General features: G+C 71.9%; 19 protein-coding genes and 3 pseudogenes. 4 read left to right on the top strand and 18 right to left on the bottom strand.

Features of this window, described 5'->3' with window-relative positions; all coding sequences use genetic code 11:
• Nucleotides 1–94: 94 nt before the first annotated feature.
• From F1D61_RS04155 to F1D61_RS04195, 10 genes and pseudogenes are all read right to left on the bottom strand, one after another.
• Complete coding sequence (locus F1D61_RS04155; protein WP_246775703.1) at nucleotides 95–607, bottom strand: GNAT family N-acetyltransferase; 513 nt, start codon at nucleotides 605–607, stop codon at nucleotides 95–97.
• Complete coding sequence (locus F1D61_RS04160) at nucleotides 604–882, bottom strand: DUF2218 domain-containing protein (protein WP_203156634.1); 279 nt, start codon at nucleotides 880–882, stop codon at nucleotides 604–606. The genes F1D61_RS04155 and F1D61_RS04160 overlap by 4 nt, the downstream gene beginning before the upstream one ends.
• Nucleotides 879–2,201, bottom strand: coding sequence for a DUF6005 family protein (locus F1D61_RS04165; RefSeq protein WP_432443203.1), 1,323 nt, complete (start codon nucleotides 2,199–2,201; stop codon nucleotides 879–881). Before F1D61_RS04165 ends, F1D61_RS04160 begins: the two co-directional genes overlap by 4 nt.
• The gene (locus F1D61_RS04170; RefSeq protein ID WP_203156635.1) at nucleotides 2,198–3,478 is read right to left on the bottom strand and encodes an AMP-binding protein; all 1,281 of its coding nucleotides are present in this window, start codon (nucleotides 3,476–3,478) and stop codon (nucleotides 2,198–2,200) included. Before F1D61_RS04170 ends, F1D61_RS04165 begins: the two co-directional genes overlap by 4 nt.
• Nucleotides 3,475–5,187 (bottom strand): IucA/IucC family protein, encoded by a 1,713-nt coding sequence (locus F1D61_RS04175; protein WP_246775704.1) that lies wholly within the window; start codon nucleotides 5,185–5,187, stop codon nucleotides 3,475–3,477. Before F1D61_RS04175 ends, F1D61_RS04170 begins: the two co-directional genes overlap by 4 nt.
• Nucleotides 5,171–6,961: an IucA/IucC family protein gene (locus F1D61_RS04180; protein ID WP_203156636.1), complete on the bottom strand. Its 1,791-nt coding sequence runs from the start codon at nucleotides 6,959–6,961 to the stop codon at nucleotides 5,171–5,173. The genes F1D61_RS04175 and F1D61_RS04180 overlap by 17 nt, the downstream gene beginning before the upstream one ends.
• Before the next feature lie 562 nt (nucleotides 6,962–7,523).
• On the bottom strand, nucleotides 7,524–10,040 hold the full coding sequence (locus tag F1D61_RS04185) for a TonB-dependent siderophore receptor (RefSeq protein WP_432443204.1): 2,517 nt from the start codon (nucleotides 10,038–10,040) through the stop codon (nucleotides 7,524–7,526).
• Between the two features lie 154 nt (nucleotides 10,041–10,194).
• Nucleotides 10,195–11,004, bottom strand: coding sequence for a FecR family protein (locus F1D61_RS04190; RefSeq protein ID WP_246775705.1), 810 nt, complete (start codon nucleotides 11,002–11,004; stop codon nucleotides 10,195–10,197).
• A gap of 28 nt (nucleotides 11,005–11,032) precedes the next feature.
• A pseudogene (locus tag F1D61_RS34975) lies at nucleotides 11,033–11,158 on the bottom strand (DUF4880 domain-containing protein); the annotation flags it as partial.
• A gap of 96 nt (nucleotides 11,159–11,254) precedes the next feature.
• Nucleotides 11,255–11,764 carry an RNA polymerase sigma factor gene (locus F1D61_RS04195; RefSeq protein ID WP_203156637.1) on the bottom strand — a complete coding sequence of 170 codons (510 nt, stop codon included), beginning with the start codon at nucleotides 11,762–11,764 and terminating at the stop codon, nucleotides 11,255–11,257.
• A 535-nt stretch (nucleotides 11,765–12,299) separates the two neighbouring features.
• Between F1D61_RS04195 and F1D61_RS04200 the strand changes: the two genes are divergently transcribed.
• The 3 genes from F1D61_RS04200 (at nucleotide 12,300) to F1D61_RS04210 (ending at nucleotide 14,445) form a co-directional block, all read left to right on the top strand.
• Nucleotides 12,300–12,503, top strand: a complete 204-nt coding sequence (locus F1D61_RS04200) for a hypothetical protein (protein WP_203158921.1) — start codon at nucleotides 12,300–12,302, stop codon at nucleotides 12,501–12,503.
• A 100-nt stretch (nucleotides 12,504–12,603) separates the two neighbouring features.
• Nucleotides 12,604–13,542, top strand: coding sequence for a right-handed parallel beta-helix repeat-containing protein (locus F1D61_RS04205; protein ID WP_203156638.1), 939 nt, complete (start codon nucleotides 12,604–12,606; stop codon nucleotides 13,540–13,542).
• 102 nt (nucleotides 13,543–13,644) lie between these two features.
• Complete coding sequence (locus tag F1D61_RS04210; RefSeq protein WP_203156639.1) at nucleotides 13,645–14,445, top strand: Crp/Fnr family transcriptional regulator; 801 nt, start codon at nucleotides 13,645–13,647, stop codon at nucleotides 14,443–14,445.
• A gap of 225 nt (nucleotides 14,446–14,670) precedes the next feature.
• Here the strand turns inward: F1D61_RS04210 and F1D61_RS04215 are convergent, their stop codons facing one another.
• From F1D61_RS04215 to nikA, 7 genes and pseudogenes are all read right to left on the bottom strand, one after another.
• Nucleotides 14,671–15,132: a RidA family protein gene (locus F1D61_RS04215; protein ID WP_203156640.1), complete on the bottom strand. Its 462-nt coding sequence runs from the start codon at nucleotides 15,130–15,132 to the stop codon at nucleotides 14,671–14,673.
• A gap of 82 nt (nucleotides 15,133–15,214) precedes the next feature.
• The gene (nikR, locus tag F1D61_RS04220) at nucleotides 15,215–15,706 is read right to left on the bottom strand and encodes a nickel-responsive transcriptional regulator NikR (RefSeq protein WP_203156641.1); all 492 of its coding nucleotides are present in this window, start codon (nucleotides 15,704–15,706) and stop codon (nucleotides 15,215–15,217) included.
• Between the two features lie 12 nt (nucleotides 15,707–15,718).
• Nucleotides 15,719–16,495, bottom strand: coding sequence for an ATP-binding cassette domain-containing protein (locus F1D61_RS04225; protein ID WP_203156642.1), 777 nt, complete (start codon nucleotides 16,493–16,495; stop codon nucleotides 15,719–15,721).
• Complete coding sequence (locus F1D61_RS04230; RefSeq protein WP_203156643.1) at nucleotides 16,492–17,286, bottom strand: ATP-binding cassette domain-containing protein; 795 nt, start codon at nucleotides 17,284–17,286, stop codon at nucleotides 16,492–16,494. The genes F1D61_RS04225 and F1D61_RS04230 overlap by 4 nt, the downstream gene beginning before the upstream one ends.
• A pseudogene (nikC, locus tag F1D61_RS04235) lies at nucleotides 17,283–18,124 on the bottom strand (nickel ABC transporter permease subunit NikC). The gene F1D61_RS04230 and the pseudogene nikC overlap by 4 nt, the downstream one beginning before the upstream one ends.
• Nucleotides 18,121–19,062 (bottom strand): nickel ABC transporter permease subunit NikB, encoded by a 942-nt coding sequence (nikB, locus tag F1D61_RS04240; protein WP_203156644.1) that lies wholly within the window; start codon nucleotides 19,060–19,062, stop codon nucleotides 18,121–18,123. Before nikB ends, nikC begins: the two are co-directional and overlap by 4 nt.
• Nucleotides 19,062–20,653 (bottom strand): annotated as a pseudogene (gene nikA / locus F1D61_RS35235) (nickel ABC transporter substrate-binding protein). Before nikA ends, nikB begins: the two are co-directional and overlap by 1 nt.
• 500 nt (nucleotides 20,654–21,153) lie before the next feature.
• Here nikA and F1D61_RS04255 point away from each other — a divergent pair.
• Complete coding sequence (locus F1D61_RS04255) at nucleotides 21,154–22,110, top strand: ketopantoate reductase family protein (RefSeq protein ID WP_203156647.1); 957 nt, start codon at nucleotides 21,154–21,156, stop codon at nucleotides 22,108–22,110.
• 14 nt (nucleotides 22,111–22,124) lie between these two features.
• On the opposite strand, the gene F1D61_RS04260 is transcribed toward F1D61_RS04255, so the two are convergent.
• Nucleotides 22,125–23,009, bottom strand: coding sequence for a ribokinase (locus tag F1D61_RS04260; protein WP_203156648.1), 885 nt, complete (start codon nucleotides 23,007–23,009; stop codon nucleotides 22,125–22,127).
• Nucleotides 23,010–23,494: the final 485 nt, after the last annotated feature.

Raw genomic sequence — 23,494 nt, forward strand, 5'->3', positions numbered from 1 at the left:
ATCCAACTCGTCATTCCGGGCTCCGCTGCGCGGCCCCGGAATGACTCCGAGACGTCCGGGTCGTCGGCGCGATCGACCGGATGACAGAAGCCCTTCACCGCTCCGTCCCCGCCCGCAGCCGCGCCATGCAATGCACGTCCACGAAAGCCCCGTCCCGGAAGCTCGCCGCCCGGTGGGTGCCCTCGATGACGAAGCCGAACCGCTCGTAGAGCGCGATCGCCCGGGCATTGTCGACGAACACCGTCATCTCGATCCGCAGGATGTTGAGCCAGTTGTCGGCGGTGTCGATCAGGGCGGCCAGCAGCTGGCGGCCGATGCCGCGCCCCGAAAACTCCTCGCTCACGCCGATCCAGAACTCGGCCGCGTGGGCGCGCCGGCCGTAGAACGGGCGCAACCCCGCGGCGCCCACGACCCGGCCGGCCATCTCTGCCACGATGTGCACGTCCCGCGGCGAGCGCGGCGTCGCCCAGGCCTTGACCGCCTCGAAGGATTCGAACGGCAGCGCCAGCGTGCCGTTGCGAAAAGCCGGCTGGTTGTAGAGCGCGTAGAGGTCCGCGGCGTCCTCCTCGCGCATCGCCCGCACGGTCACGTCCGCCATGCCGGTCATGCCCAGTCGATCCGCAGCGTCTCGCGGAAGGCGAAACGCTCGAGGTGGCGGACGATCACGGCGTGGAAGTCGGGCAGGGTGGCGGGGTCCGGGACCGACAGGTCGATCGTCAGGGCCTCGTCGCTGGCGGTGAGCCGGGTTTCGCCGAGGGGCAGGGCGATCCGCGCGGAGTGTTGATCGAACTCGGTCTCGAACCGGTGCGACCAGTGCTTGGCGAGTTGCTGGAGGTAGCGGCTCGCATGGGCCGTGCCGACGACGGCGCGGGACTGGATCATGACAGGCATCCTTCCTCGACGAGGCTGCGGTGATCGGTGAGATGCGCCTGCGCCCACGCCCGGTGGGCCCGGTCGAGCTGGCGCTTGAGCGAGGATTCGAGGGCATCGAGGGCGTCGAGCCTCGCCATGAGGCCCGCCACCTGCGCCGGGTCGGCCGACCGGGCGAGCTTCAACACGGCGTAGTGCAGGGCGGTGAGACCGTTCACCAGGGCCTCGATCTCGTCGCAAATGCGCTGGAACTCGGCGTCCGGCCAGCGCAGGGCGCGCCAGAAGAAGGCGAAGCCGTGCTCGTAGGCCCATTTGCGGATGGTGATGACCGGCAATTCGCGCAACGCCTCGCCGAGGGCGGCGAGGGTAAGCCCCCCGCGCCCCTCCGCATGGGCCGCCACGATCGCCCGGACCGCGTCGATCAGCGGGTTGGCGTCGAGGATGAAGCAGGCCTCGAAGAAGGCCGCGAGATCGGCCTTCTTCGGCGGGCGGGCCAGGCCCGGATCGAAGCGGTAGCCGCCGGCGACGCTGGGCTGGCGGATGGCGTTGAGCATCCGCTCGCGTTCGATCCGTCCTTCCCACCGGAAGTCGGGATCGCGCACCTGCCACAGGTCCGGGTCCTCGGTGAGGCTCACCAGCAGGTAATGCGGGAAGGGGTTCTGGTTGAACTTGTTCTCCCGCTCCGGCAGGTGGAACATGTCCAGCATCACCATGATGCATTCGTCCGGTTCGCGCCGCGCCAGCAGTTCGAGCAAGGTCGCGACGTTCTCGTCCTTCGTCCGCGACGGGTCGTACCAGGCGTGGAGCGGCACGCCGTAGAGCCGTTGGAACCAGTGGCGGAATGCCTCGTGGTCCTGGGCGTCCGAGTGGTAGGCGAGGCGGAAATCGTCGGTGATGGCGAATTCCGCGTCCCAGATCAGGGCGTAGAACGGCCGGTGGTCGATCCCGCGCGCCTTCAGCCCGTCGCAGACGCAGCTGACGAAGCAGTGGATCTTGAGGTCGTAGGCCAGTTCGCCGTGGACGCCCTCCGGGGCGGCGGCGACAACCTCCGCCACGGCCGGCTCGCGGGCGAGCAGCCCGGCGAGGTCGGAGACGGTCGCGAGGTCGCTCGCGGCGATCGCCTCCTCGGGGATCGCGAGGCCGAGGCTCATCTCCAGCGACAGGACGAGCTGCAGCACCTGCACCGAATCGAGATAGAGATCCTCGTTCAGCCGGGCATGGGGCCCGAACCGGTCGAGATGCGGGTGGTTCATCTCCTCGCGCAGCACCGTGCCGATGGCCGCGATGGCGGCGTCCCGGGTCAGAGTGGGATTCATCGGGGCGGGAGTCATTCCGCGGCCTCCAGGGCGCCGCTGCGGTAGAGCGCGGCGGCCTCGCGGCGGGAGATCTTGCCGTTGGCCTGGCGCGGGATCGCCGCGACCTGCACCGTCTCGACCGGCACCTGGTGGCCGGCGAGGAGACGGCGGCACCAGTCCTGGAGGTCGCGGGGGGCGATCCGGGCCTCGGCACTGAAGAGAAGCGTCACCCGCTCGCCCGCGAAGGCGTCGGGCCGCGCGAAGGCGACGGCGTCGGTGATGCCGGGCATCGCCATCACCACGTCCTCGACCTCGCCCGGATAGACGTTGAGGCCCGAGACGTTGATCGTGTCGCTCAGGCGCGCGACGAAGACCAGCATGCCGTCGGGCGTCCGGTAGCCGAGATCGCCGGTCCGCACCGTGCCGGCCTCGCCCTCGACCACGATCTCCGCCGGCGCCTCGGCGCTTGGTCCCGCGGTCACCCGGTGATGGGGCAGGGGGCGGCCGATCGCGTCGGCCCGCTGCAGGTCCGGGTTCACCGCGATGCAGCCGGTTTCCGAGCAGCCGTATTGCTGGAACAGGTGCTCGACCCGGGCCCGGATGGCGGAGAACCACGGCGCCGGCAGCAGGGTGCCGGAGGTCATCGCCGCATGGATGCGCTCGTCCTCCGGCAGCAGCCGGGCGAGCGTGTGCAGCATGGCCGGCGAGGTATAGAGCAGCGGCCGCTCGGCCTCGCGCAGGCGGCGCAGCAGGTAGCGCGGGTTGCCGGTATCGAGCACCACCGGCGCCCGGCCGCGATGCAGGCCGACGAGGAGGCCGCAGATCAGCCCGTAGGAATGGGTGATTGGGCAGGCGATCACCGGCGTCATGCCCTCCGGCTCGGTGAAGGCCGCGACGTAGCTGGCGATCTCGCGCTCCACCGCCTGCCAGGGCCGGGCGATGCATTTCGGCTCGCCGGTCGTGCCCGAACTCATCTGGAGCAGATGCCCCTCGCCCGGCACCGGGGGCGGCGCGTCGTCCAGGCTCTCTCCGTCCAAGTTCTCGCCATCGAGGTCGTCGAGGAAGATCCGGTGGCAGCCGGCGCGGGCGGCGAGGCGCCGGGCGCCGTCATTGGGCAGGGCCGGATGGATCGGCAGCAGCGTCGCGCCGGCCCGGCGGGCGGCGAGGATGAAGGCGAGGCTCGAGGCGTTGTCGCGAAAGCGCGCGGCGACCCGCTCGCCGCTGCCGCCCCGCAAGGCGGCGCGTTCGGTGAAATGGACGAGGGCGGCCTCCATCTCGTCCGCCGCGAGGATGCGTCCGTCGATCTCGATCATGATGCTGTCCGCAGGAGGGAAGGCAGGAGGGAAGGAAACAGGGCGTTCGGGACGAGGCGGCTGCAGCGCGCCTCCGCCAGCCCGAGCTTGCGGGCGAGCAGCGCCTCGACCCGCAGGCGGGGCGCCTCCACGGCGAGCTGTGCGAGCCGGTTCGTCAGCCCGTGCTCGGCCGCGTGGCGGCGCAGGCGCCGGCCGAGGCTTTCCCAGAACCCGGCCTCGTCGAGCCAGTGCCGGCGAGCGAGGCCATGGGTGATCTCGCTCAGGTTGAAGACGAACAGGCTGTCGGTGACGAGTTCGGCGAGGGTCGCGGGCGAGCGCATGGCGTGGAAGCGGTCGTCCGGCGGCCCGGCATGGGCCGGGTCTATGGCGCCGAGATCCGGAATGGGGGGCACGTCGCGCAGGAAGTCCGGCGCGTATTCGGCGCTCTCGTGGAAGTCGCGCAGGATCACCCGCTCGGGCCAGCCGTCGCGATGCACCAGGATCATGTTCTGGCCGTGCGCCTCGAGCGCCACGCCATGCGCGACCAGGAGATGCCAGACCGGCAGCACCGCGACCTCGACCAGCCGGTCGAGCCAAGCCTGGAGACCGTAGCGCGTGAGCCACGGCGCCACGAAGCTGCGGCCGTCCGGCTCGGCCGCGCAGAGCGCGTTGAACGGTACGGCCGCCTCGCCCGGTGCCAGGACCGGGCTCTCGCGCCAGATCGCCGCCAGCCGTCCGGCCAAGGGGCCGTCGCGGTCGGCGATCACGGCGGCGTGCTCGCGCAGCACCGCCATCCCGTCGAGCAGCGGGTCGCCGGCGACCACCTCGGCGAGCCAGCCGGACAGGGCCGGGGCGGTCAGGACGAAATGCGGATCGAGGATCCGCAGGCTCGACGTGCTGACGACGCTCATCGCCAGCTTCACGCTCGGCGCGCGCGGGTCGTCGGCATCGTGCAGCGTGCGCAGGGACTGGCTCGCCCGGTAGCGCGGACCGGCCGGCCCGAGGGCGACCGCCCGTCCCTCCGTGAGATGAGTGCGCAGGGGCTCCTCGCCCGCGAGGCGGCGCATCTGCCACGGATGGACCGGCAGAACGGCGTGCGAGGCGGGGGAATGGCCGGCCTCGGTCAGGCGATGCACCAGCCGGTCCCACTCCGCCCCGAGCAGCCCGCGCCAGAACGTCTCCTCGCTGCAAGGCAGCGCGGCGGCGACCGTGGCGCGGGGCAGGGCGAGCCAGTCGAGGCGGAAGGCGCGGGCCGCCTCCGGCCCGTAGGCGGCATGGTCGTCGAGGGAGAAGCCGGTGCGGGCCTTGAAGCAGGGATGGTAGGGGTGCCCCTCCGACATCGCGCCGTCGAGCGCCGCGAAGGGCAGGGTGTGGCGCTCCCGCGCCGGCAGGTTTTCGGTATTCCAGCGGCAGAGCGCGACCGTCTGCCGGAGCTCCCGGTCCAGGCGCTCGCAGTTCTCCGGGATCGCCGGCAGCGCGTCCACCAGGGCGGCGAGCGGGGCCGGCCGCCAGCCTCCGTCGGCCTCCGCCATCTCGACCGGCCCGGCGAGGCGGGGGCGCCCGAAGGGGCCGAACGTGCCGAGGGCGCGGAAGTGCCGCCCGCCGAGCCGCCAATGCAGCCGGGCTTCCCGCGGCGCGGCCTCGGCCAGGCCCTCGAACAGGACTGCCTCCGCGAGCTGCCGCTTCACGCGATCCTCGGGCTCCTCCGGCATGTCAGGACGCCAGGACACGGGCGCTCGCCTGCACCCGCCGCAGCGGGTTGGGCATCTCGCCATAGGTGCCGGCCCCGTCCGCCGAGGCGAGCTCGTCGCGATCGGCCAGGCGCACGCGCAGGTTGGCCTTGGTGCAGAGCGTCGGCCCGTCGAGCACCGCGCGGGCGAAGGCCCGCCCCGGACCGGTCATGCGCCGGGCGATCGTCTCCAGCCGGCGGGCGAGGTCGTCGAGGAGCACCTCCTCGCGGACGATCCCGTCATGGCCCATCCGGGCCACCACGGAGAAGACCTGGTTCACCACGAGGTAATAGGCGAGGCGCCGGGCGATCTCGTCGTCGTCGAAGAACAGCGCGGCGATGGTGCCGATCTCGGGCACGAGGCCCTGGATCCGCGGCCGGGCGGCCTCCGAGAGATAGAAGCCCTGGTTGTCGCGGTAGAAGCCGCGGCGCGGCCAGCCGTCCCGAACGTCGAGAAGGGAGTTCTGCTGGTGGGCCTCGAGCGCGACGCCGTGCCGGTCGTAGAGCGCGATCACCGGCTCCAGCATGCAGTCGAGGTAGAGGCTGAACCAGGTCCGGCCGGCATGGGCGGGATCGCCGCTACCGAGGCGGCGGATCAGGGTTTCGAGCCGCGACGGGCGGCCCGGTACCGGCTCGGCGGTGAGCGCCGCGAGGGTCGCGATGCCGCGCTCGGCACCGTTCCGGAACGGGTTCTCGCGAAACACCGTCTCGAAGCCGCTCTCGCGGTTGCCCGGGCTGTGCAAAGTGATCCAGGCCGGATCGGCGATGATCTTGAAGGTCGGGTGCGCGGCGCCGCCGCGCGCCAGGAGGCGGGCCACCGCGACCCCGGCCTCCAGCTCGGCCATCCGGCTCACCCGCAGCGAGTTGGTCAGGGTGACGGGCAGGGAGAACTTCGCCATCCAGGCGCTGTCCGGCGCCCAGACGGTGCGCAGCGACGAGGTCGCGGTGAAGCGGGGACCGGCGGCGCCGAGCGGGCGCAGGATCCCCGCCTCCACCATCTCGGCGATCGGCCGCGTCAGCATCAGGGCCTCGGCCTGGAGCGGGTGCATCGGCAGGGCAATCTCGCCGGAGCGCAAGGGCAGGCCCGCGGCATCCGCACCGAGGAGGTCGCGGGCGATCTCCGGGGCGGAGCGGGCCAAAGCCGAATCGTGCCGGACCCGGGACGCATCGACGGCGAAGACCGCGAGCCGGAAGATGCCGCCTTCCTCGGGGGCGTAGGTGCGCGCCTGCCACGGGGTGAGGCCCTGCCGGCTCTTCGGCGTCGGGTGCAGCCAGTGGCCGAAGACCAGGGCGCGCTCGGCGTCGATGAAATCCGTGCCCTCACGGGGCTCACGCGCGGCGAGGTCGAGCTGGCGGGCGGTCTCGCGGTAGCTGTCGAGCACCCGGCCGAGCAGCTCCAGTTCCCGCTCTCGGGCGCCCTCGCCGCCGGCCTCCTCGCAGCGCGCATAGGCCTCGCCGAGCAGGTCCTGCAACGCCCGCATCGGCGCGACGGGGCGCCAGCGCGGCTCGTGCAGGTGGCGGGTCCAGAGCCGGCCGAACCCTTGCGCGCCGCACAGCGAGGGCGCGACGATCTCGGCCCGGATCGCGACGCGCTGGCCGCGCAGGTTCCATTCCACGCAGAGAGCGGGCGGCCCGTCGGCGAGCGCGTGGCGCACCGGGATGCCGGGGTCGATCTCGCGCAGGTAGCCGTTGGCGAAGCTGCGGAAGGCCGCGGCCTCGGCGACGCTCTGCGACGAGGGGGGCGGGGAGGAGAGGGACGGGGACTTGGGGGACATGACGACCAAACCTCGTTCTGGCCTCCGGTGGGCTTCGCGTGCGTGAGGGCGGTGGTGCCCGGTGACGGGCGGGGCCGAGCCGCCTTGCGGAGCGCGTCCGGGCTTGCATCGCGGCCGGGTCTATCGCCCGTGCGATAGTCATGAGTCAAGAAAATATGACGGTTTATTGCACGAACATGCGTAGATTTGAATTATTATGAAAAAGATGAGCGCTGCTATTCAGTCGATTTCAAGTGCTATCGTGGACAAGGAGATGAATGTACGAAGAAAGTGGCGCGCGATTCTCCCTCCCCCCTCTGCGGGGGAGGGTGCCCGGCGGAGCCGGGCGGGAGAGGGGACGCCGCTTCCGGACATGACTGAACCGTTCTGAAGGGCGCCAAGCCCCGAAGCGTCGCGCTGCCCCTCTCGGCGGGACTTCGTCCCGCTGCGCCTGCTCCGCAGGCCACCCTCCCCCGCAGAGGGGGGAGGGAGAAGTCCGCGCCATTCCATTCCCCGGACGGCCCGCGCCCGCAAGGAGAGGAGAAACCTCGTACGACGCTCAGGGCCGACGTCTCTCCAACCCTCAGAAGTCCATCGTCGCCGAGACGATGACCGTGCGCGGCGACCCGACCGCCAGGAAGCCGCGGGCGGCCGAGGCCCAGTACGCGTTGTCGAAGACGTTCTCGACGATCGCCCGCACCGTCACCGGTTTTCCCGACGCGCCCGCGAAGGTGTAGCGCAGGCCGGCATCGAAGCGCGTCCAGTCGGGCACGCTCTGCGTGTTGGCCTGGTTGTAGAACTGGCCGCTGGTGTAGATCGCGCGGCCGGTCAGCGTCAGGCCGGGGGCGAGCCACGGCGGCAGGTCGACCTCGCCGTAGAGGTTGAACGCGACGTCCGGGACGCCGGGGGCGCGGTTGCCGTCGAACTGGCGGTTGAGGGTGTTGACGAGGCGCCCGTCGAGGAAGGTGACGCCGCCGACGAGGCGCACTCCCGGCAGCGGTTCGCCGAAGGCCGTCAGTTCGAGGCCGCGGTTGCGCTGGAGGCCGCTCACCGAGAACCGGTTGGTGCCCGGATCGGTGAAGCCGTTGGGCTGCTCGATCTCGAACAGCGAGGCGGTGACCGCCACCGTGCCGAAATCGTACTTGGCGCCGAATTCCCGCTGCCGGTTGACGACGGGGGCGAAGATCTCGTTGGCGTTGACCGCGGTGAGCGGCGGCGACGGCCCGGGATCGAGCGCCTCGATGTAGTTGCCGTAGAACGAGAGGTTGTCGGTCGGGCGGAACACCGCCGCCAGGGCCGGGCTGAAGCGACCCTGGTCGTAGGTCGCCGCGAGGTTGCCGAAGCCCGTGCCGGGGCGGGTGTTGTAGCTCTGCTGGTCGATCTGCTGGAAGCGCCCGCCCAGCGTCAGCAGGAAGCGGTCGTCGCCGAGCGACAGGGTGTCGGCGAGGCCGACGCTGCGCACGGCGAGCTTGGCGAAGAGCGGCCGGCCGTTATCGGAGCGCGGCAGAAGGGCGGTGGCGACCGAGCCCCGGGGCAGGTGGACCGGATCGTAGATGTTGGTCTGGAACACCGGCAGCGTCGGGGCGAGGAAGCCGCCGCGATAGTTCCGGTTGTCCGCCTCGACCGCCGCGACGTTGATCTGGTGGCCGATGAAGCCGGTCTGGAACTTCGCCCGCAGGCCGACCTCGCCGGTCATGCCGGAGATCTCCTGCGGCTGGATGGCGAGCGAGTTGGTCGCCTGGCCGGTCACGCTGGTGATCCGGTAGGACGAGGTCAGGAAGTCCTCGTTGTAGCGGCTGACGCCGCCGGCGGCGTAGACCGTCATGTCGGGCAGGATGTCGTATTCGACCCGGCCCGCCGCCATGTTGTAGCGGCTGTCGATGTATTCGAGCGAGCTTGCCGTGTTGAGCCGGGGATTGGGCGCCCGCGGAATCGGGATCCCGGGCGCGACCGCGTTGAACAGCGAGGTCGGCGCGGTGACGTTCTGGGTGTTGTGGACGAGGTCGAGCGAGGCGCGCAGGCGCTCGCCGCGATAGTCGAGGCCGAGCGTCGCGACGCCGACCTCGATGGCGTTCTTGTCGAGCGCCGTGTTGCCGTTGCGATAGGACAGGTTGGTCCGCACGCCCCATTCCTTCGACGGGCCGAAGCGGCGGCCGAGATCGGCGTGGGTCCAGACCTGCGAATCGCTGAGATAGGTCGTGGTGAGCCGGGTCAGCGGCTCGTCGTAGGCGCGCTTGGGGATCAGGTTGATCGTGCCGCCGACCCGGCCGGTGCCGCCGCTGATGAGCGCCGAGGGGCCCTTCAGGATCTCGATCCGCTCCAGGCCGACCGCGTAGGAGCGCCGCGGGTTGGCGAGGTAGAACAGGCCGTCGAAGGCGACGTCGAGGCTGGTGACCGGGAAGCCGCGGATGAAGAACGAGTCGCGCTCGCTGAAGGGCGGCGCGTCGTTGCGCACGGACGAATCGTTCAGCACCACGTCGGCGACGGTGCGGGATTGCTGGTCGGCGATCAGCTTCTCGGTGAAGCCGGTCACGTTGAACGGCGTCGTGAGCACCGAGCGGTTGCCCAGGAAGCCGACCCGGGTGCCGGTCGCGACCTGGCCGCCGGCATAGGGCGGCGGGGGCTGGCCTACCGTCCCGGTCGGCGGCGGCAGCCCCCTGTCCCCGGCGCGGGCCCCGGCGGGCCGGCCCTCGACGACGATCTCGTCGAGGCGCACGGCTTGCTCCGCGCTCCCGCCGAGCTGGGCGTAGCGCGGATTGACGAGGGTGAGGGTGGAGGGGCTCACGCTGCGATAGGCCAGGCCGGTCCCGTCGAGGAGCCGGCGCAGGGCGTCGAGGGGCTGGAACGTGCCCTCGAGGCCGGTCGTCGTCAGGGATTGCGTCAGGTCGGTCCCGTAGACCAGCTTGACCCCGGCCTGCTCGGTGAAGCGGACGAGCGCCGGTTCGAGCGGACCGTTCGGGATCGACAGGGCGACGGTGTCGCCGGGCCCCTGCGTCGCCTCGGGTTTCTCGCGCGGCAGTGTCGTCTGACCCTGGGCCGCCGGCACCAGCACCAGCAGCGACACGCCGGCGAGCGCCATCCCGGCCAGCCGTCCACCCACCCCACCACGCTCCCGCGCCGCCATGTCCGAATACCCCGTCCGTCCGTTCGAAGGGGCGGCGCTTCACGTGCGCTCTCTCCCCTGCCTCACAGGCTTGAGATCAACGGGGCGGCAAACTCCTGACGTCCGATCGCGCGATTTCTCGAAAAAAGTTTCAGAGCGGCGAGCCGACCAGGACCAGGAGCGGAGTGACCCGGGTGACGCGAAGCGACAGGCTGGCGGCGATCGCGTCGAGGGCGTCGTCGGTGTGGTGCGGGTCGAAGGCGCCGGTGACGCGCCGCGCGCCGGCCTGCCCGTCGAGGAGGAGGATGCGCCCGGGTCTGTAGCGCGCGAGCTCGGCCAGCACCTCGGACAGGCGCTCGCCCGAGACGATCAGGCGCCCGTCGCGCCAGGCCATCGCCCGGGCGACATCCGCCGCGACGACCCGGGGCGCGTCGCCGTCGGCGAGCGCCTCTCCGGCCGCGACCTCGAGCGGCCGGCCCGCCGCCGTGACGGCGACGCGACCCTCGGCGACGCCGACCGGCCGGCCGGCGCCGTCGGCGCGGACGTAGAACACCGTGCCGACGGCCCGGACGCTGAGCCCGCCGCCCTCGACGATGAAGGGCCGTCCGGGATCGCGGACGACGTCGAACACCGCCTCGCCGCGCAGGAGCGCGACCCGGCGCTCCCGGTCGCCGAAATGCAGGGCGAGCGCCGTGCCGGTATTCAGGTCGACGCGGCTGCCGTCGGGCAGGGTCGCGTGGGTGATGTCGCCGACCCCGCTCCACAGATCGGCGCGCACCCAGTCGGCGAGGCCGGCCCGGTAGGCCAGGGCGCTCCCGAGGACGAGGAGGGCGGCGAGGCAGGCCGGGCCTGTCGGGCCGCGGCTTTTGTTCGAACCGGGACGCGGGGGGCGGGGATTCGCGATCCGGCAGGTGGCCGAGCCGGCGCCACAGGGCGTCCATCTCGGCATAGGCGACGGCATGGACCGGATCGGCCGCGCACCAGGCCTCGAACGCCGCCCGGTCGGCCTCGGTGGCATCGGTCGAGGAGAGGCGCACGACCCAGGCGGCGGCAGCCGCGTCGGTCGGATCGTCGCCGTCATGGGGTCCGTCGTCCTGGGTCTCGTCGATGGCCACCGGCGTCCTCGAGGATCCTGTCGCGCCCGGACGGTCCGGGGCGGCAAGCCCTACGCTCTATGATCGCCGAGCCGTCGGATTCCTGACATCCGTTCCTCAGAAAAGATCGCCGCAGCGGCGCCGGCAATGCAGGAGCGCCTTGATCAGGTGCTTCTCGACCATGTTCCGGCTGATGCCGAGCCTGTCCGCCACCTCGCCGTTCGCCAGACCGTCGATGCGCGCGAGCAGGAAGACCTCGCGGCACCGCGGCGGCAATTCGTCGATGGCGGCGGCCAGCCGCCGAAGATCCTGGCGGGCCATCGCCTGTCGCTCCGGCAGGGCGTGGCGGTCGGCGAGGCCGGCCCAGTCGTCCTCGTCGATCGCCTGGAAGATCGTGCCCTCCAGCCGCTGCCGGTTGCGCATCCGGCGCGCCACGTTGCTGGCGATCTGGAACAGGAAGGCCGAGGGCTGCTCGATCTTCGTCCGCGCGAGCGCCGCGATCATCAGGAGATAGGTCTCCTGATGCGCGTCGGCCGCGTCCACCGGGTCGCCGAGACGGCGCGTGAGGAATCGCCGCAGCTTCACGCCCTCGCCACGATGCAGCGCATCGATCGAGATTGCCGGCATTCCCCAACTCCGAACTTCTCTAAACTATCGCTTGATCAATCAATCACCCCGAATACGATCTCACAAGAGCATGTCATGCCGTGACTTCTTCATCTTATTTCGTCTGATTCCAGAGTGGACGTGCCGTGCCAAGGCAAGCCGTTGTGTTTCTGCAAGAAACAACGGGACACCGAGCACGTCCGGCGGATCGGTGCGGAGCATGCGGGGAGGTGAAATCCGCAGGGTGATGCGGAACGGCAACACGTCGCCTACCGTCCCCGGCCCCGGAACGGCTCCCGGCGACTCGTCCCCGGCGGCGGGGGTGGCGCATGCCGAAGTCTCGCAACCGGCGTCGCGCGGAGGAGGGGTGTCTCGACCGTGCCGCGCGGGGCGCGGATTCCACGACCCGACCCGGCCGTGCGAGGGATTTCGGCGAGGATGCGGCCGCCGACGCCGAGCGCCGGGACGGCATCCCCGACCCGCGTGCATGACGGCTGCGCGTCGATCCGGGGGCAGGCGGGTGGAAATCCGCGCGCGCCTCCCCTATATCGGCGTCATGGCAGACAACACTTCCACTCCCTTCACCATCGAGATTTCTCCCATCACCAAGCCGGCCGGCCAGTACCAGTGGGCCATCCGCCGGAACGGCAAGCTGATCGAGCGCTCCGATCGCCCGCATCCGACCGAGGCCAAGGCCGAGGCCAGCGCCCTCGCGGCGGTCGAGCGCAGCATGCACTCCTCCAGCAGCGGCCGGTGGTAGGCAAGTCGGCGCGTCCCTCCCGCCATCCCGGCGGGGTGGGCGTGCTCCGCCGGCTCACGGCGTGATCCCGGCACCCTTCCCCCCCGAACCTCCCGCCCTCGTGCGGGCAGCAACGGCCGCGCCCTGTGACGCGGCCGTTCTCGCGCGTCTGCGTGCGCCGCCGACGGTCGACGACGACGCCGTCTCCCTCACCTGCAGCCTGCGCCTGTCGCCCGGCGATCGCATCCTCAAGCGCATCGAGATCGAGGGCGGGCGGGCCTCCGGCCTCACGCTCGATTGCGCCGGCGCCACCCTCGGCCGGCCGGACGTGCCGGCTCATCTCGGCGCCTACACGATCGCGATCCGCTCGAAGGCTCCCACCCGCCCGGGCGAGGCCTGGGACCGCCCCTCCGACATCCGTATCCGCGACTGCACGGTGTTCGGCCATGTCCGGATCTGGGGCATGGGCGAGAACGGGCAGGGGCCCCTGCTCCGCGATTCCTCCCACAGCCTGGGCCATACCGAGCGCGCGCAAGCCGCCGCGCCGACCGGCGTGACGATCACCGGCACGACCATCGTCGCGGCCGGGCCGATTCCGCTCTATCTCGGACCCGGCGTCACCCGGGTCACCCTGCAGGGCTCGCGGCTCGCCGGCCGCTCGGTCTCGACTGCGCTCTACCTCGACGCCGAGAGCGCCGAGAACCGCATCGAGGACAACGACATCGAGACCGAGACCGCGCGCGAGGCCGTCGCCGTCGACGGTTCGGCGCGCAACCGCATCACCGGCAACCGGTTCGTGCTGCGCGGGCAGGGCGGCGTGCGCCTCTACCGGAATTGCGGCGAGGGCGGCACGGTGCGCCACCAGACGCCGTCCGACAACGTGGTCACCGGCAACCGCTTTCGCACCGGCGGCTTCTTCCCGGCCGCGGCGATCGTGGTGAATTCCCGCAACGGCTGGCGGCTGACCTGCGGCGAGGATGCGGGCTACCCCTTCGGCAGCAGCATCGACAACGGCGATCACGGGACCGGCAACGTCGTGGCGCCCAACACCGTCGAGTGAGCCGGCCCGGCCCGGAGCGTGACGGCCCGTTTGATCCAGATCAATGCGGGAGGCCCGGCGACCCGCATCCTCCTGCCGGGACCGTCGAGGCCGAGGCCGGGGATGCCCCATCACCTGATCCGCAAGCTCGGCCGCTACGTCCACCTCCCGCCGGAAGACGAGGCGGTCCTGGCCCGGCTCGTCCACGAGGCCGCCTGGATCGGCCCCGGCCGCGACCTGCTCCAGGAGGGAGCCGCCGCCAAGGCGGTGTGGGCGGTCCTCGAGGGCTGGGCCTGCCTCTACAAGCAACTGGAGGACGGACGCCGGCACATCACCGCCTATCTCCTGCCCGGGGACCTGTGCGGGGCCCCGATCGATTGTCCCAGCCCCGTCAACTACGCGATCGGCACGCTGACGCCGGTGCGCGCCGCCCGGATTCCCGGTCCCATCCTCCTCGCCGCGATGGAAAGCCATCCGTCCATCCGGCGCGCCGTCTGGCTCGACATGCTGGCGACATCGGCCATTCAGCGGGAATGGACCGCCAATATCGGGTTTCGCACCGCCCGGGAGCGCATCGCACACCTGTTCTGCGAGATCGTCTCCCGCCTGCAGGCGGTCGGGCTGGCCGACGAGACCGGTTGTCTTCTGCCGCTCACGCAGGAGGATCTCGGCGAGACGGTCGGGATCTCGACCGTCCACGTGAACCGCACGCTCCAGGAACTGCGCCAGGCCGGCCTGATCACGCTCAGGCGGCAGCGACTCGGCATCCCGGACGTCGCGGCCCTGCGGAAGGTCGCCTGCTTCGACGACGTCTATCTCCGGCCGCTTTCGTCCGGCAGCGACCGGGATCGGGGGACCGTTCGACGGTCCGAGGCGGAGCCGGTCGTTGGATCCGAGGCCGCGACGCAAAATATCATCGCTTGATCCGACAGGAAAAGTTTCCGTTCGATCGGTCTTGCCGGTTTTCAGGTCCTCCGCGCCGTTCCGAGGTTGCCCGAAAGACGCGGAGGGAGTCGGGACGACCGGATCGACGCTAGCGCCGATCCCGGACGATGCCCGAGAGAAAGGGTCTCCGTCCTTATCCTGTTCCCGGCACGTCGCGCGAGCGACGCGCACCCGACCGAACCCGGCGGAGCGCCTTGATTCGCCTCAAGGCGTGATCTGCAGGATCGCCTCGACCTCGACCGTCATGGCGTTGGGCAGCGAGCCCATGCCGACCGCCGAGCGGGCATGGCGGCCGGCATCGCCGAGCACGTTCACCAAGAGGTCCGAGCAGCCGTTGATGACCTTCGGATGGTCGGCGAAATCGGGCTCGGCATTGACCATCCCGAGGAGCTTCACCACGGCCTTGATCCGCGACAGGTCGCCGAGCGCCGCCTTGGCGACGGCGAGGAGCTGAAGGCCGGCCAGTTGCGCGTCGGCATAGCCCTCCTCGATCGTGGCGTCGCGGCCGAGCCGGCCGGGGCGGTAGGTGCCGTCCGGGCGCTTCGGGCCCTGGCCCGAGAGGTAGAGCAGGTCGCCGACGATGCGGTAGGGCACGTAGTTGGCGACCGGCACCGGCACCTGGGGCAGGGTCAGGCCGAGCTCGGCGAGCTTCTGTTCGGGGGTCATGCGTGGCTCCTTTCAGGGGTGTGGGTGTCGGGGGGCATGGGCGCCGCCGCACCCGTCCGGACCGTGCCGCGACCGGCGCGGATCACGTCCGGATATGCTCATGGGGATGCGGGTCCCGGGGATGCGAATCCCGGGGCTGCGGATCGGGGCCGTGATCGTGGTGGCCGAGCTCGATCCGGGCCGGGATGATCGAGAGGCTGTCGTGGCGGATGCCGCGCTGGGTCGCGACCTCGTCGGCGAAATCGAGGATGTCCCGCACCCGGCCGCGGACGAGGAGCGTGTGCAGGCTCGCCTCGTGGTCGAGGGGCACCGTGAGCTGCGCGATCACGAGGTCGTGCCGCCGCTGCTGGATCGCCGCCAGGCGCTGGCCGAGATCGCGCACGCCGGCCTCGGCCACGAAGGTGAAGGTCGCGACGCCCGACAGGTCGGGATCGAGGGCGCGGCGGGCCTCGGCGAGGCCGCGCCGCAGGAGGTCGCGCATCGCCTCCGAACGGCCGGCATAGCCGCGCCGCTCGGCGACCCGGTCGACCTCGGCGACGAGGTCCGGATCGAGGGTGACGGTGATCCGCTGCATCGACCGGTCTCCTCAAGGCATGGCCGGCAGGACGGCGTCCAGGAGGGCGCGCGCCGCCGGGTGCGTCAGGGCGAGGGCCGGCCTGCACGCCGACATGTCGACGATCCGCCCCTCGCTCAGCACCACGACCCGGTCGGCGAAGCGGCGCGCCAGCCGCACGTCGTGGGTGACGAGGAGGAAGGCGGTCCCGTGCCGGCGGCGCAGGTCCGACAGGCGGTCGAGGATATCGACCTGGCGCGGCGCGTCCAGGTTCGAGACCGCCTCGTCGAGGACGATGAGGGCGGGCCGGGTGGCGAGCGCCCGGGCGAGCCCCACCCGCTGCACCTGGCCACCGGAGAGCTGGCCGGGCAGGCGGCCGGCCGCGGCGGGATCGAGGCCGACCATGTCGAGGGTCTCGGCAACCCGCGCCTCCCGCTCGGGGCGCGACAGGCCGGTCAGGTGGCGCAGGGGCTCGGCGACGATCCGCCCGACCGTGTGCCGGGGGTTCACCGCGGAGAGCGGATCCTGGAGCACCATCTGCACGGCGGCGCGCAGGGCCCGCCGGCCGTCGCGGTCGAGGGTGCCGAGGGGCGTGCCGCGAAACCGCACCGTCCCGGCATCGGCGTCTTCCAGCCCGAGGAGCAGGCGGGCGAGCGTGCTCTTGCCCGAGCCGCTGCGGCCGATCAGGGCGACGCACTCGCCCTCCGCCAGGGCGAGGTCGATCCCGGCCAGGACCGGCCGGACGGCCTTCCGCCAGCCGGTGCCCGGATAGGTCTTGCCGAGCCCGTCCGCCGTCAGCAACGCCGTCATGCCATGACCTCGTGCAGCGCGCGATGGGCGGCGAGAAGAGCCTGCGTCGCCGGATGCGCGGGCGCAGCGAACAGTCGGGCGGCCTCGCCCGTCTCGACGATGCGGCCGTCCTCCATCACCGCCACCCGGTCGGCGAGGCGGGCGACGACGCCGAAATCGTGGGTCACGATCAGCAATCCCAGGTCGTGCGTGCGGACGAGCCGGGCGAGGAGATCGAGGATGCCGGCCTGCGCGACGAGGTCGAGGTCGGTGGTCGGCTCGTCGGCGACGAGGAAGGGCGCCCGGGAGAGGAGCGCCAGGGCGATCATCGCCCGTTGCAGCATCCCGCCCGACATCTGGAACGGGTAGAGGTCCGGCACGCCCGGATCCTCGCCGAGCCCGACCGCGTCCAGGACCTCCCGCAGGGCCTCGGTCATGGCCCCCCGCCCGGCCCGGCCGCTGATTCCCGCCACCGCCAGGGTCTCGCCGGCATGGTCGCGGATCGTCCGCAGGGGGTTGAAGGCGGTGCGCGGGGCCTGGAGCACGCTGGCGACGGCCCGGCCGCGCAAGGCGGCGGGCCGCACCTCCGCGCCGTCGAGGAGGATGCGCCCGCCCGCCGCCTTCGTGCCCGGCGGCAGCACGCCGAGGAGGCCGGCGCAGGCGAGCGACTTGCCGGAGCCGCTGGCGCCGACGAGGGCCAGGACCTCGCCTCTGTGCAGGTCCAGGGTCACGTCCCGCACCAGGGGCACCGGCTCGCGCCCGCGCCAAGTCTGGATGGACAGGCCCTCGATGCGCAGCGTCCCCGCGCTCACAGGCCGCGTCCCGCGACGAGGGTCGGGTCGAGGCGGTCGCGCAGGGCGTCGCCGAGGCGGTTGAAGGCGAAGACCGCGAGCGCGATCGCCAGGCCCGGCCAGACCACGACGAACGGCCGGGTCCAGAAGAACGGGCGGGCGTCGTTGATCATCACTCCCCATTCCGGGGTCGGCGGCTGCACCCCGAGGCCGAGGAAGGAGAGCCCGGCGACGTGGAGCGCCATGTGGCCGATATCGAGGGTGGCGAGCGCGGCGAGCGGCGGCACCACGCCGGGCAGCACGTGCTCGGCGAAGATGGCGAAGGGCGGCGCGCCGGCGATCCGCGCCGCCAGAACGTAGTCGCGGGTCTTCAGCTCGAGCACGAGGCCGCGCACGATGCGGGCGTACCAGGCCCAGTGCGACAGCACGATCGCCGCCACCACGTTGACGAGGCCGGTGCCCAGCGCCCCGACCATGAACAGGGCCAGCACGAAGGTCGGCACGGTGAGGAAGACGTCGCACAGGCGCATCAGGACGGCGTCGACCTTTCCGCCCACCATCCCGGCGAGCCCCCCGACCGCGAGGCCGAGCGCGAGAACGAGGCCGAGGACGACGAGGACCGAGCCGAGGGTGGTGCGGGCCCGGCGATCAGGCGGGAGAGGATGTCGCGGCCGAGATGGTCGGTGCCGAGGAGATGGGACAGCCCGGGCGCCTCGAAGCGGTGGGTGAGATCGACCGCCAGGGGATCGTGGGGCGCCGCGAGCGGTCCGACGAGGGCGAGCAGCACGAAGCCGGCGGCGAGCCCGCCGGCGACGGCAACGGGTCCCGGCCGGGAGAGGGCGAATCCGGCGATGCTCACGCGGCGTCTCCCCCGAGGCGGATGCGCGGATCGAGCCAGGCATAGACGAGGTCGACCGCGAGGTTGCTCAGGACGAACACCACCGTCATCACCAGGGTGAAGCACTGGATCACCGGATAGTCGCGGTCGTAGATCGCCGAGACGGCGTAGCGGCCGATGCCCGGCCAGGAAAAGATCGTCTCGACCACCAGCGCGCCGCCCAGGAGCTCGCCGACATGCATCCCCGTCGCCGTGACGACGGGCACGAGGGCGTTGCGAAACACGTGGCGGCGGGTCACGGCGCGCTCGGGAAGACCGCGCAGGCGGGCGTAGAGCACGTGGCGTGCGCCCGCGACCTCCAGCATGCTCGCCCGCAGGAGCCGGGCATTGACCGAGAGCGACATCAGGCCGATCGCGAGCGCCGGCATGACGAGGTGGAGCGCCGTGCCGCTCCCCATCGCCGGCAGCCAGCCGAGCCACACCGAGAAGGCCGCGACGAGCAGGAAGGCGACCCAGAAATTCGGCAGCGAGACCCCGAGCACCGCGATGCCGCGCACCAGCCGGTCCTGCCATCCGCCGCGATGCCCGGCCGCCCAGGCGCCGAGCGGCAGGCTCGTGGCGAGGCTGACCACGAGCGCCGTCCCGGCGAGTTCGAGGGTGGCGGGCAGGTAGCCCAGAAGCTCCGGCAGCACCGGCCGGCGGGTGGCGTAGGAGAGGCCGAAATCGCCCTGCAGCGCGTGCCGCAGCCAGTCGAGGTACTGGACCGCGAAGGCCCGGTCGAGGCCGAGCATCGCCCGCGCATCGGCGATGGCCGCATCGGTCGGCGGGACCTGCGACAGGCGCAAGTAGTCGAGCGCCGGGTCGCCCGGCCCCAGCCGCAGCATGGTGAAGACGAGGAGCGAGACGCCGAGCAGCATCGGGGGGATCAGCGCCAGGCGGGCGGCGGCAAAGCGCAGCATCAGCGGGCCCCTCCCGCCGGCCGCATGGCCGCGAAGGGGATCTCGTTGAGCGTCGCGCCGAACCGCACGCCCGCGACCGTGGCGCGGTGGACCTCGATCGCCACGGCGTGGGAGATCGGCAGGTAGATTGCCGCCGCGTGGAGCGCGGTCAGGAGCTTCGCGTAGAGGCGCTGCCGCTCGCCCGGGTCGGTCGCGGCGAGCGCCGCCGTGATCGTGGCGTCGATCTCCGCCTTGTCGGGCAGGCCCTTCTGCGCCTGGTAATCGGCGTGGGACGGCGCCCGCATCGCGCTGACGAAGGAGGCCGGATCGTAGGGCGGGCCCCAGGTCTCGCCGAAGATCAGGCCGAAGCGCCCGTCCTTCTGGCGGGCGAGGATCGCGCTCTCCTCCTCGCCGACGAGGCGCACGGCGATGCCGATGCGGGCGAGGTCGGCCTGGATCACCTCGGCGATCGCCTTCTGCTGTGCGTTGGTGCCGACGAAATCGAGTTCGACCGCCAGCGGGCGCCCGGCCTTCGCCCGCATCCCGTCGCGGCCCTTCGCCCAGCCGGCCCCGTCGAGGAGGCTGTCCGCCGCCGCCCGGTCGAAGGGGTAGGGCGCGAGCCCGACATCGGCGTAGGGGATCGTGGGGAAAACAGGAAATCGGCCCGGGGCTCGAGCCCGTCGAGGACGGTGCGGACCAGGGTGTCCTTGTCGACCGCCCGGTTGATCGCGTGCCGCACCGCCGGATCGTCGGTGGGAAAGCGCGCGGAGTTGAGCGCGAGGACCCGGGTGGCGAGCGGGCCCGACACGGCGGCGGAGAAGGCCGGGGCCTGGTCGCGCAGGCGCAGGAAGGCCTCCGACGGAATCTGCCCGGCGGCGCCGTAGACGAGATCGACCTCGCCGGTCTGGAGCGCGATGGCGCGGGTGTTGGGATCCGGGATGACCTTGACGACGAGGCGCGCGAAGGCCGGCTTGTCGCCCCAGTAGGTCGGGTTGGCGGCGAACGTATCGGAGATGCCGAGCCGGGTCTCGACGAGCCGCCACGGCCCGGTGCCGACCGGCGCCGTGATGCCTTGGGCGGTGGTGCCGCCCGGCCCCATTGCGGCGGGCGAGACGAAGCGGAAGGGCCGCGGCAGCGCGAGTTCCCGCAAGGTCGGATCGTGGGCGGCCTTGAGCACCAGCCGGAAGGCGAGGGGGCCGGCGACCTCGGTGCGGTCGATCTGCCGGGTCAGGTCGAGCCAGTCGTGGCGCGCGCGGTTGGCCAGGATCGCGTCGACATTCGCCTTCACCGCTGCGGCATCGAACGGCGTCCCGTCGCTGAAGGTGACGCCGGGGCGCAGGGTGAAGTCGTAGGTCCGCCCGTCCGGCGAGATCGTCCAGGCGGTGGCGAGCCAGGGTCCCACCGTGCCGTCGGCCTGCACCTTCACCAGCGGCTCGTAGACGCTGGCTTGCGCGAACATCTGGTTGGGCGCGTAGAGATGCGGGTTCAGCGGGCCGACATTGGTCGGCCAGGAATAGGTAAGCTGCGGGCCGGACGGCTCCGCGCTCGCCTCATGCGGAACGGCGCCTACCAGCAGCAAGGCAGCGACGGCGAGGCTCGCCAGCTTGGGCATCAGGCTCCTTGTATGACGAATGAGAGGAAAGCTCCTACCGTCTGATAGGCCAGCGGCGCCGGATCGGCCAGCGACGATGCACAGTGTTCCGTTCGTCTGCCTGGCCCCGGCTTACCCCGGGGATACGGAAAAGCGCGGACTTCCCCCTCTCTCGGCGGGCGCAGGGCCGTCCGGGCAAAGACGTGGCGCGGGCTCTCTCCTCTCCCCGCGGGCGGGGAGAGGGCTGTGCTCCCGTCTAGGGAGCGCAGCGAGCCCGAAGGGCGAGGGTGAGGGGGTGTTTCCGGATGAGCCTCATCCTGAGGCACCCCCTCACCCTCGCTCCGGCTGCGCCTCCGCTTGCTGCGTCTCCTGAACGGAGACACAGCCCTCTCCCCGCCCGCGGGGAGAGGAGGCTTCCCGCACCGATCTTTCCATCTGGACAGCGGCCCGCAGGTCCTATCGATTGTCCTCCAACGAGACGGGCGCGCCGGAACCGGACGATGCCCCCGGGAGGGAACAGGATGGCGAAGGTCGCGATCGTCGGATGCGGAGCCATGGGCTCGGTCTATGCGGGACTCATGACGTCGGCGGGCCACGCGGTGCATGCCGTCACGCTCTGGGCCGACCATGCGGCGGCGATGCGGGAGAACGGCCTGCGCGTCGAGGGGGCGAGCGGCGACCGCACCGTGCGGCTCGCGAGCGCCGGCACGACGACGGCGGGAATCGGCCCCTGCGACCTCGTCATCGTCGCCACCAAGGCCTTCGACGTCGCGGCGGCGGCCAGGAGTTGCGCCCCGCTGATCGGGCCCGGGACGGTGGTGCAGACGATCCAGAACGGGCTCGGCTCGCCGGAGGTGGCGGCGACATTCGTCGACCCGGACCGGATCGCCGTCGGGGTGGTCGGCGGCTTCGGCGCCTCGATGCGCGGCCCCGGCCACGCCCACCATAACGGCCTCGAGATGATCCGCTTCGGCGCCTTCGCGGGCCTGCCCCGGGAGCGCCTGGAAGCCGCGGCGGCGATCTGGGACTCGGCCGGGTTCAGGACCAGCCTGTTCGACGATCTCGGCCGGATGGTGTGGGAGAAGCTGATCATGAACGTCACCTTCTCGGGCACCACCACGCTCACGGGCCTGACGATCGGCGGCGTGATGGCCGATCCGGAGGCCTGGCGGGTGGCGCGCGCCTGCGCCGAGGAGGCGGTCGCGGTGGCGGCGGCGCTGGGGGTGACGCTCCAGGTCGGCGATCCGATCGCGCATATCCGCGGCCTCGGCGGCAAGATTCCCGAGGCGCGGCCCTCGATGCTGCTCGACCACCGGGCCGGGCGCCGCGGCGAGGTCGAGGCCATCAACGGCGCGATCCCGCGGCTCGGGCGCTCATGCGGCGTGCCGACCCCGGTCAACGACACGGTCGTCGCCCTCATCAAGGCGCGGGAGGCCGCCTTCCCGGTCGCGGCCGATCCCGGAACCTGCCCGGTCTGAGCGAGGCCGCCCGATCAGGCCCCGAGCGCCCGGTCGGTCTCGGCGTGCCACGGCAGGCTCGCCTGGCTGCCCCGCCGCCCGCAGGCGAGGGCCGCCGCGACGCTCGCCCGCTCCATCGCCGCGCGCAACGGCGCGCCGCGATCGAGCGCCGCCGCGAGGACGCCGACGAAGCAATCGCCCGCCGCGGTGGTGTCGACCGGGTCGATCGCCCGGGCCGGGACGTGCCAGGCGCCGTCCGCCGTCGCCGCCTCGGAGCCGGCCTCGCCGAGGGTGCGCACCACGTCGATCCCGAGCGCCGCCCGCAGGGACGCCGCGTCCGGCGCGCAGCCGAGCCGCGCGGCGGTCGCCTCCGCCTCGTCCTCGTTGACGACGAGGAGGCCGGCGAGGCGCAGGGTCTCGATGTCGAGCGGCAGGGCGGGGGCGAGATTGAGGATCGTGCGCAGGTGCGACGCCCGGGCCCGGCGCAGCAGCGCGGCGGTCTCCGCCGCCGGCACCTCCATCTGGAGGAGCAGCGACGTCGCCCGGGCGAGATCGGCCTCCGCGACCTGGTCCGCCCGGGCGTGAGCGTTCGCCCCGAGGGCCACGACGATGCGGTTGCGGCCCGCCGCGTCGATCCAGATCGAGGCGCAGCCCGTCGCCGCCGTGACCGTGCGCACCCCGGCGATGTCGGCGCCGGCCTCGCGCAGGCCCGAGAGCGCGACCTCGGCGAGGGCGTCGCCGCCGACGGCGCCGACCATCGCGACCGTCGCCCCGTCCCGGGACGCGGCCACCGCCTGGTTCGCCCCCTTGCCGCCCGCCTGCACGGCGAGGTCGTCGGCCAGCAGGGTCTGGCCCGAGCGCGGGATCTCGGGGAGGCGGAAGATCAGGTCGGCGTTCAGGGAGCCGAAGCAGACGATCACGGGACTTCTCCTGGGCGGCAGCGGGCGCAGGCCCGGTCGATGTCACCGATGGGGAGGAACGGGAAGGGGGCAGGCGAGGAGACCGGGCGTTTTCCGCGATCCCGTTCGAGCGGATCGACCTGTCCGAGGCCGAAGGCAGGCGTGATGCCAACGGTCGTTGGAAACGACCTTTGGTTCCGTTCTCGAATTTTCGTCGAGCCTCCGGCTTGGCATAGACAATTCGAGATGGCTCAATGGCCCGATGCGTCAGCATCTTGGGCCATTGGTATGATACGAGATCCGGACGATCACTTCCGGATCTCGTATCATCAGCCCGCGCGGTGAAGCCGTAGGCTTCACACGCCTGAGCGAAGCCGCTTTCCGCATCGCGAAGCGATCGATCGGAACGCGCATGAGGCCCGGCATCCCGCATTGCACGATGGAATTCCGTCAATAAATCAGGGGGTAGAGGGAGGGCGGCCTTGATTCCGGCGCCATGATCGGTC

Origin of the sequence: Methylobacterium aquaticum, from assembly GCF_016804325.1 — a bacterium.
GTDB lineage: Bacteria > Pseudomonadota > Alphaproteobacteria > Rhizobiales > Beijerinckiaceae > Methylobacterium > Methylobacterium aquaticum_C.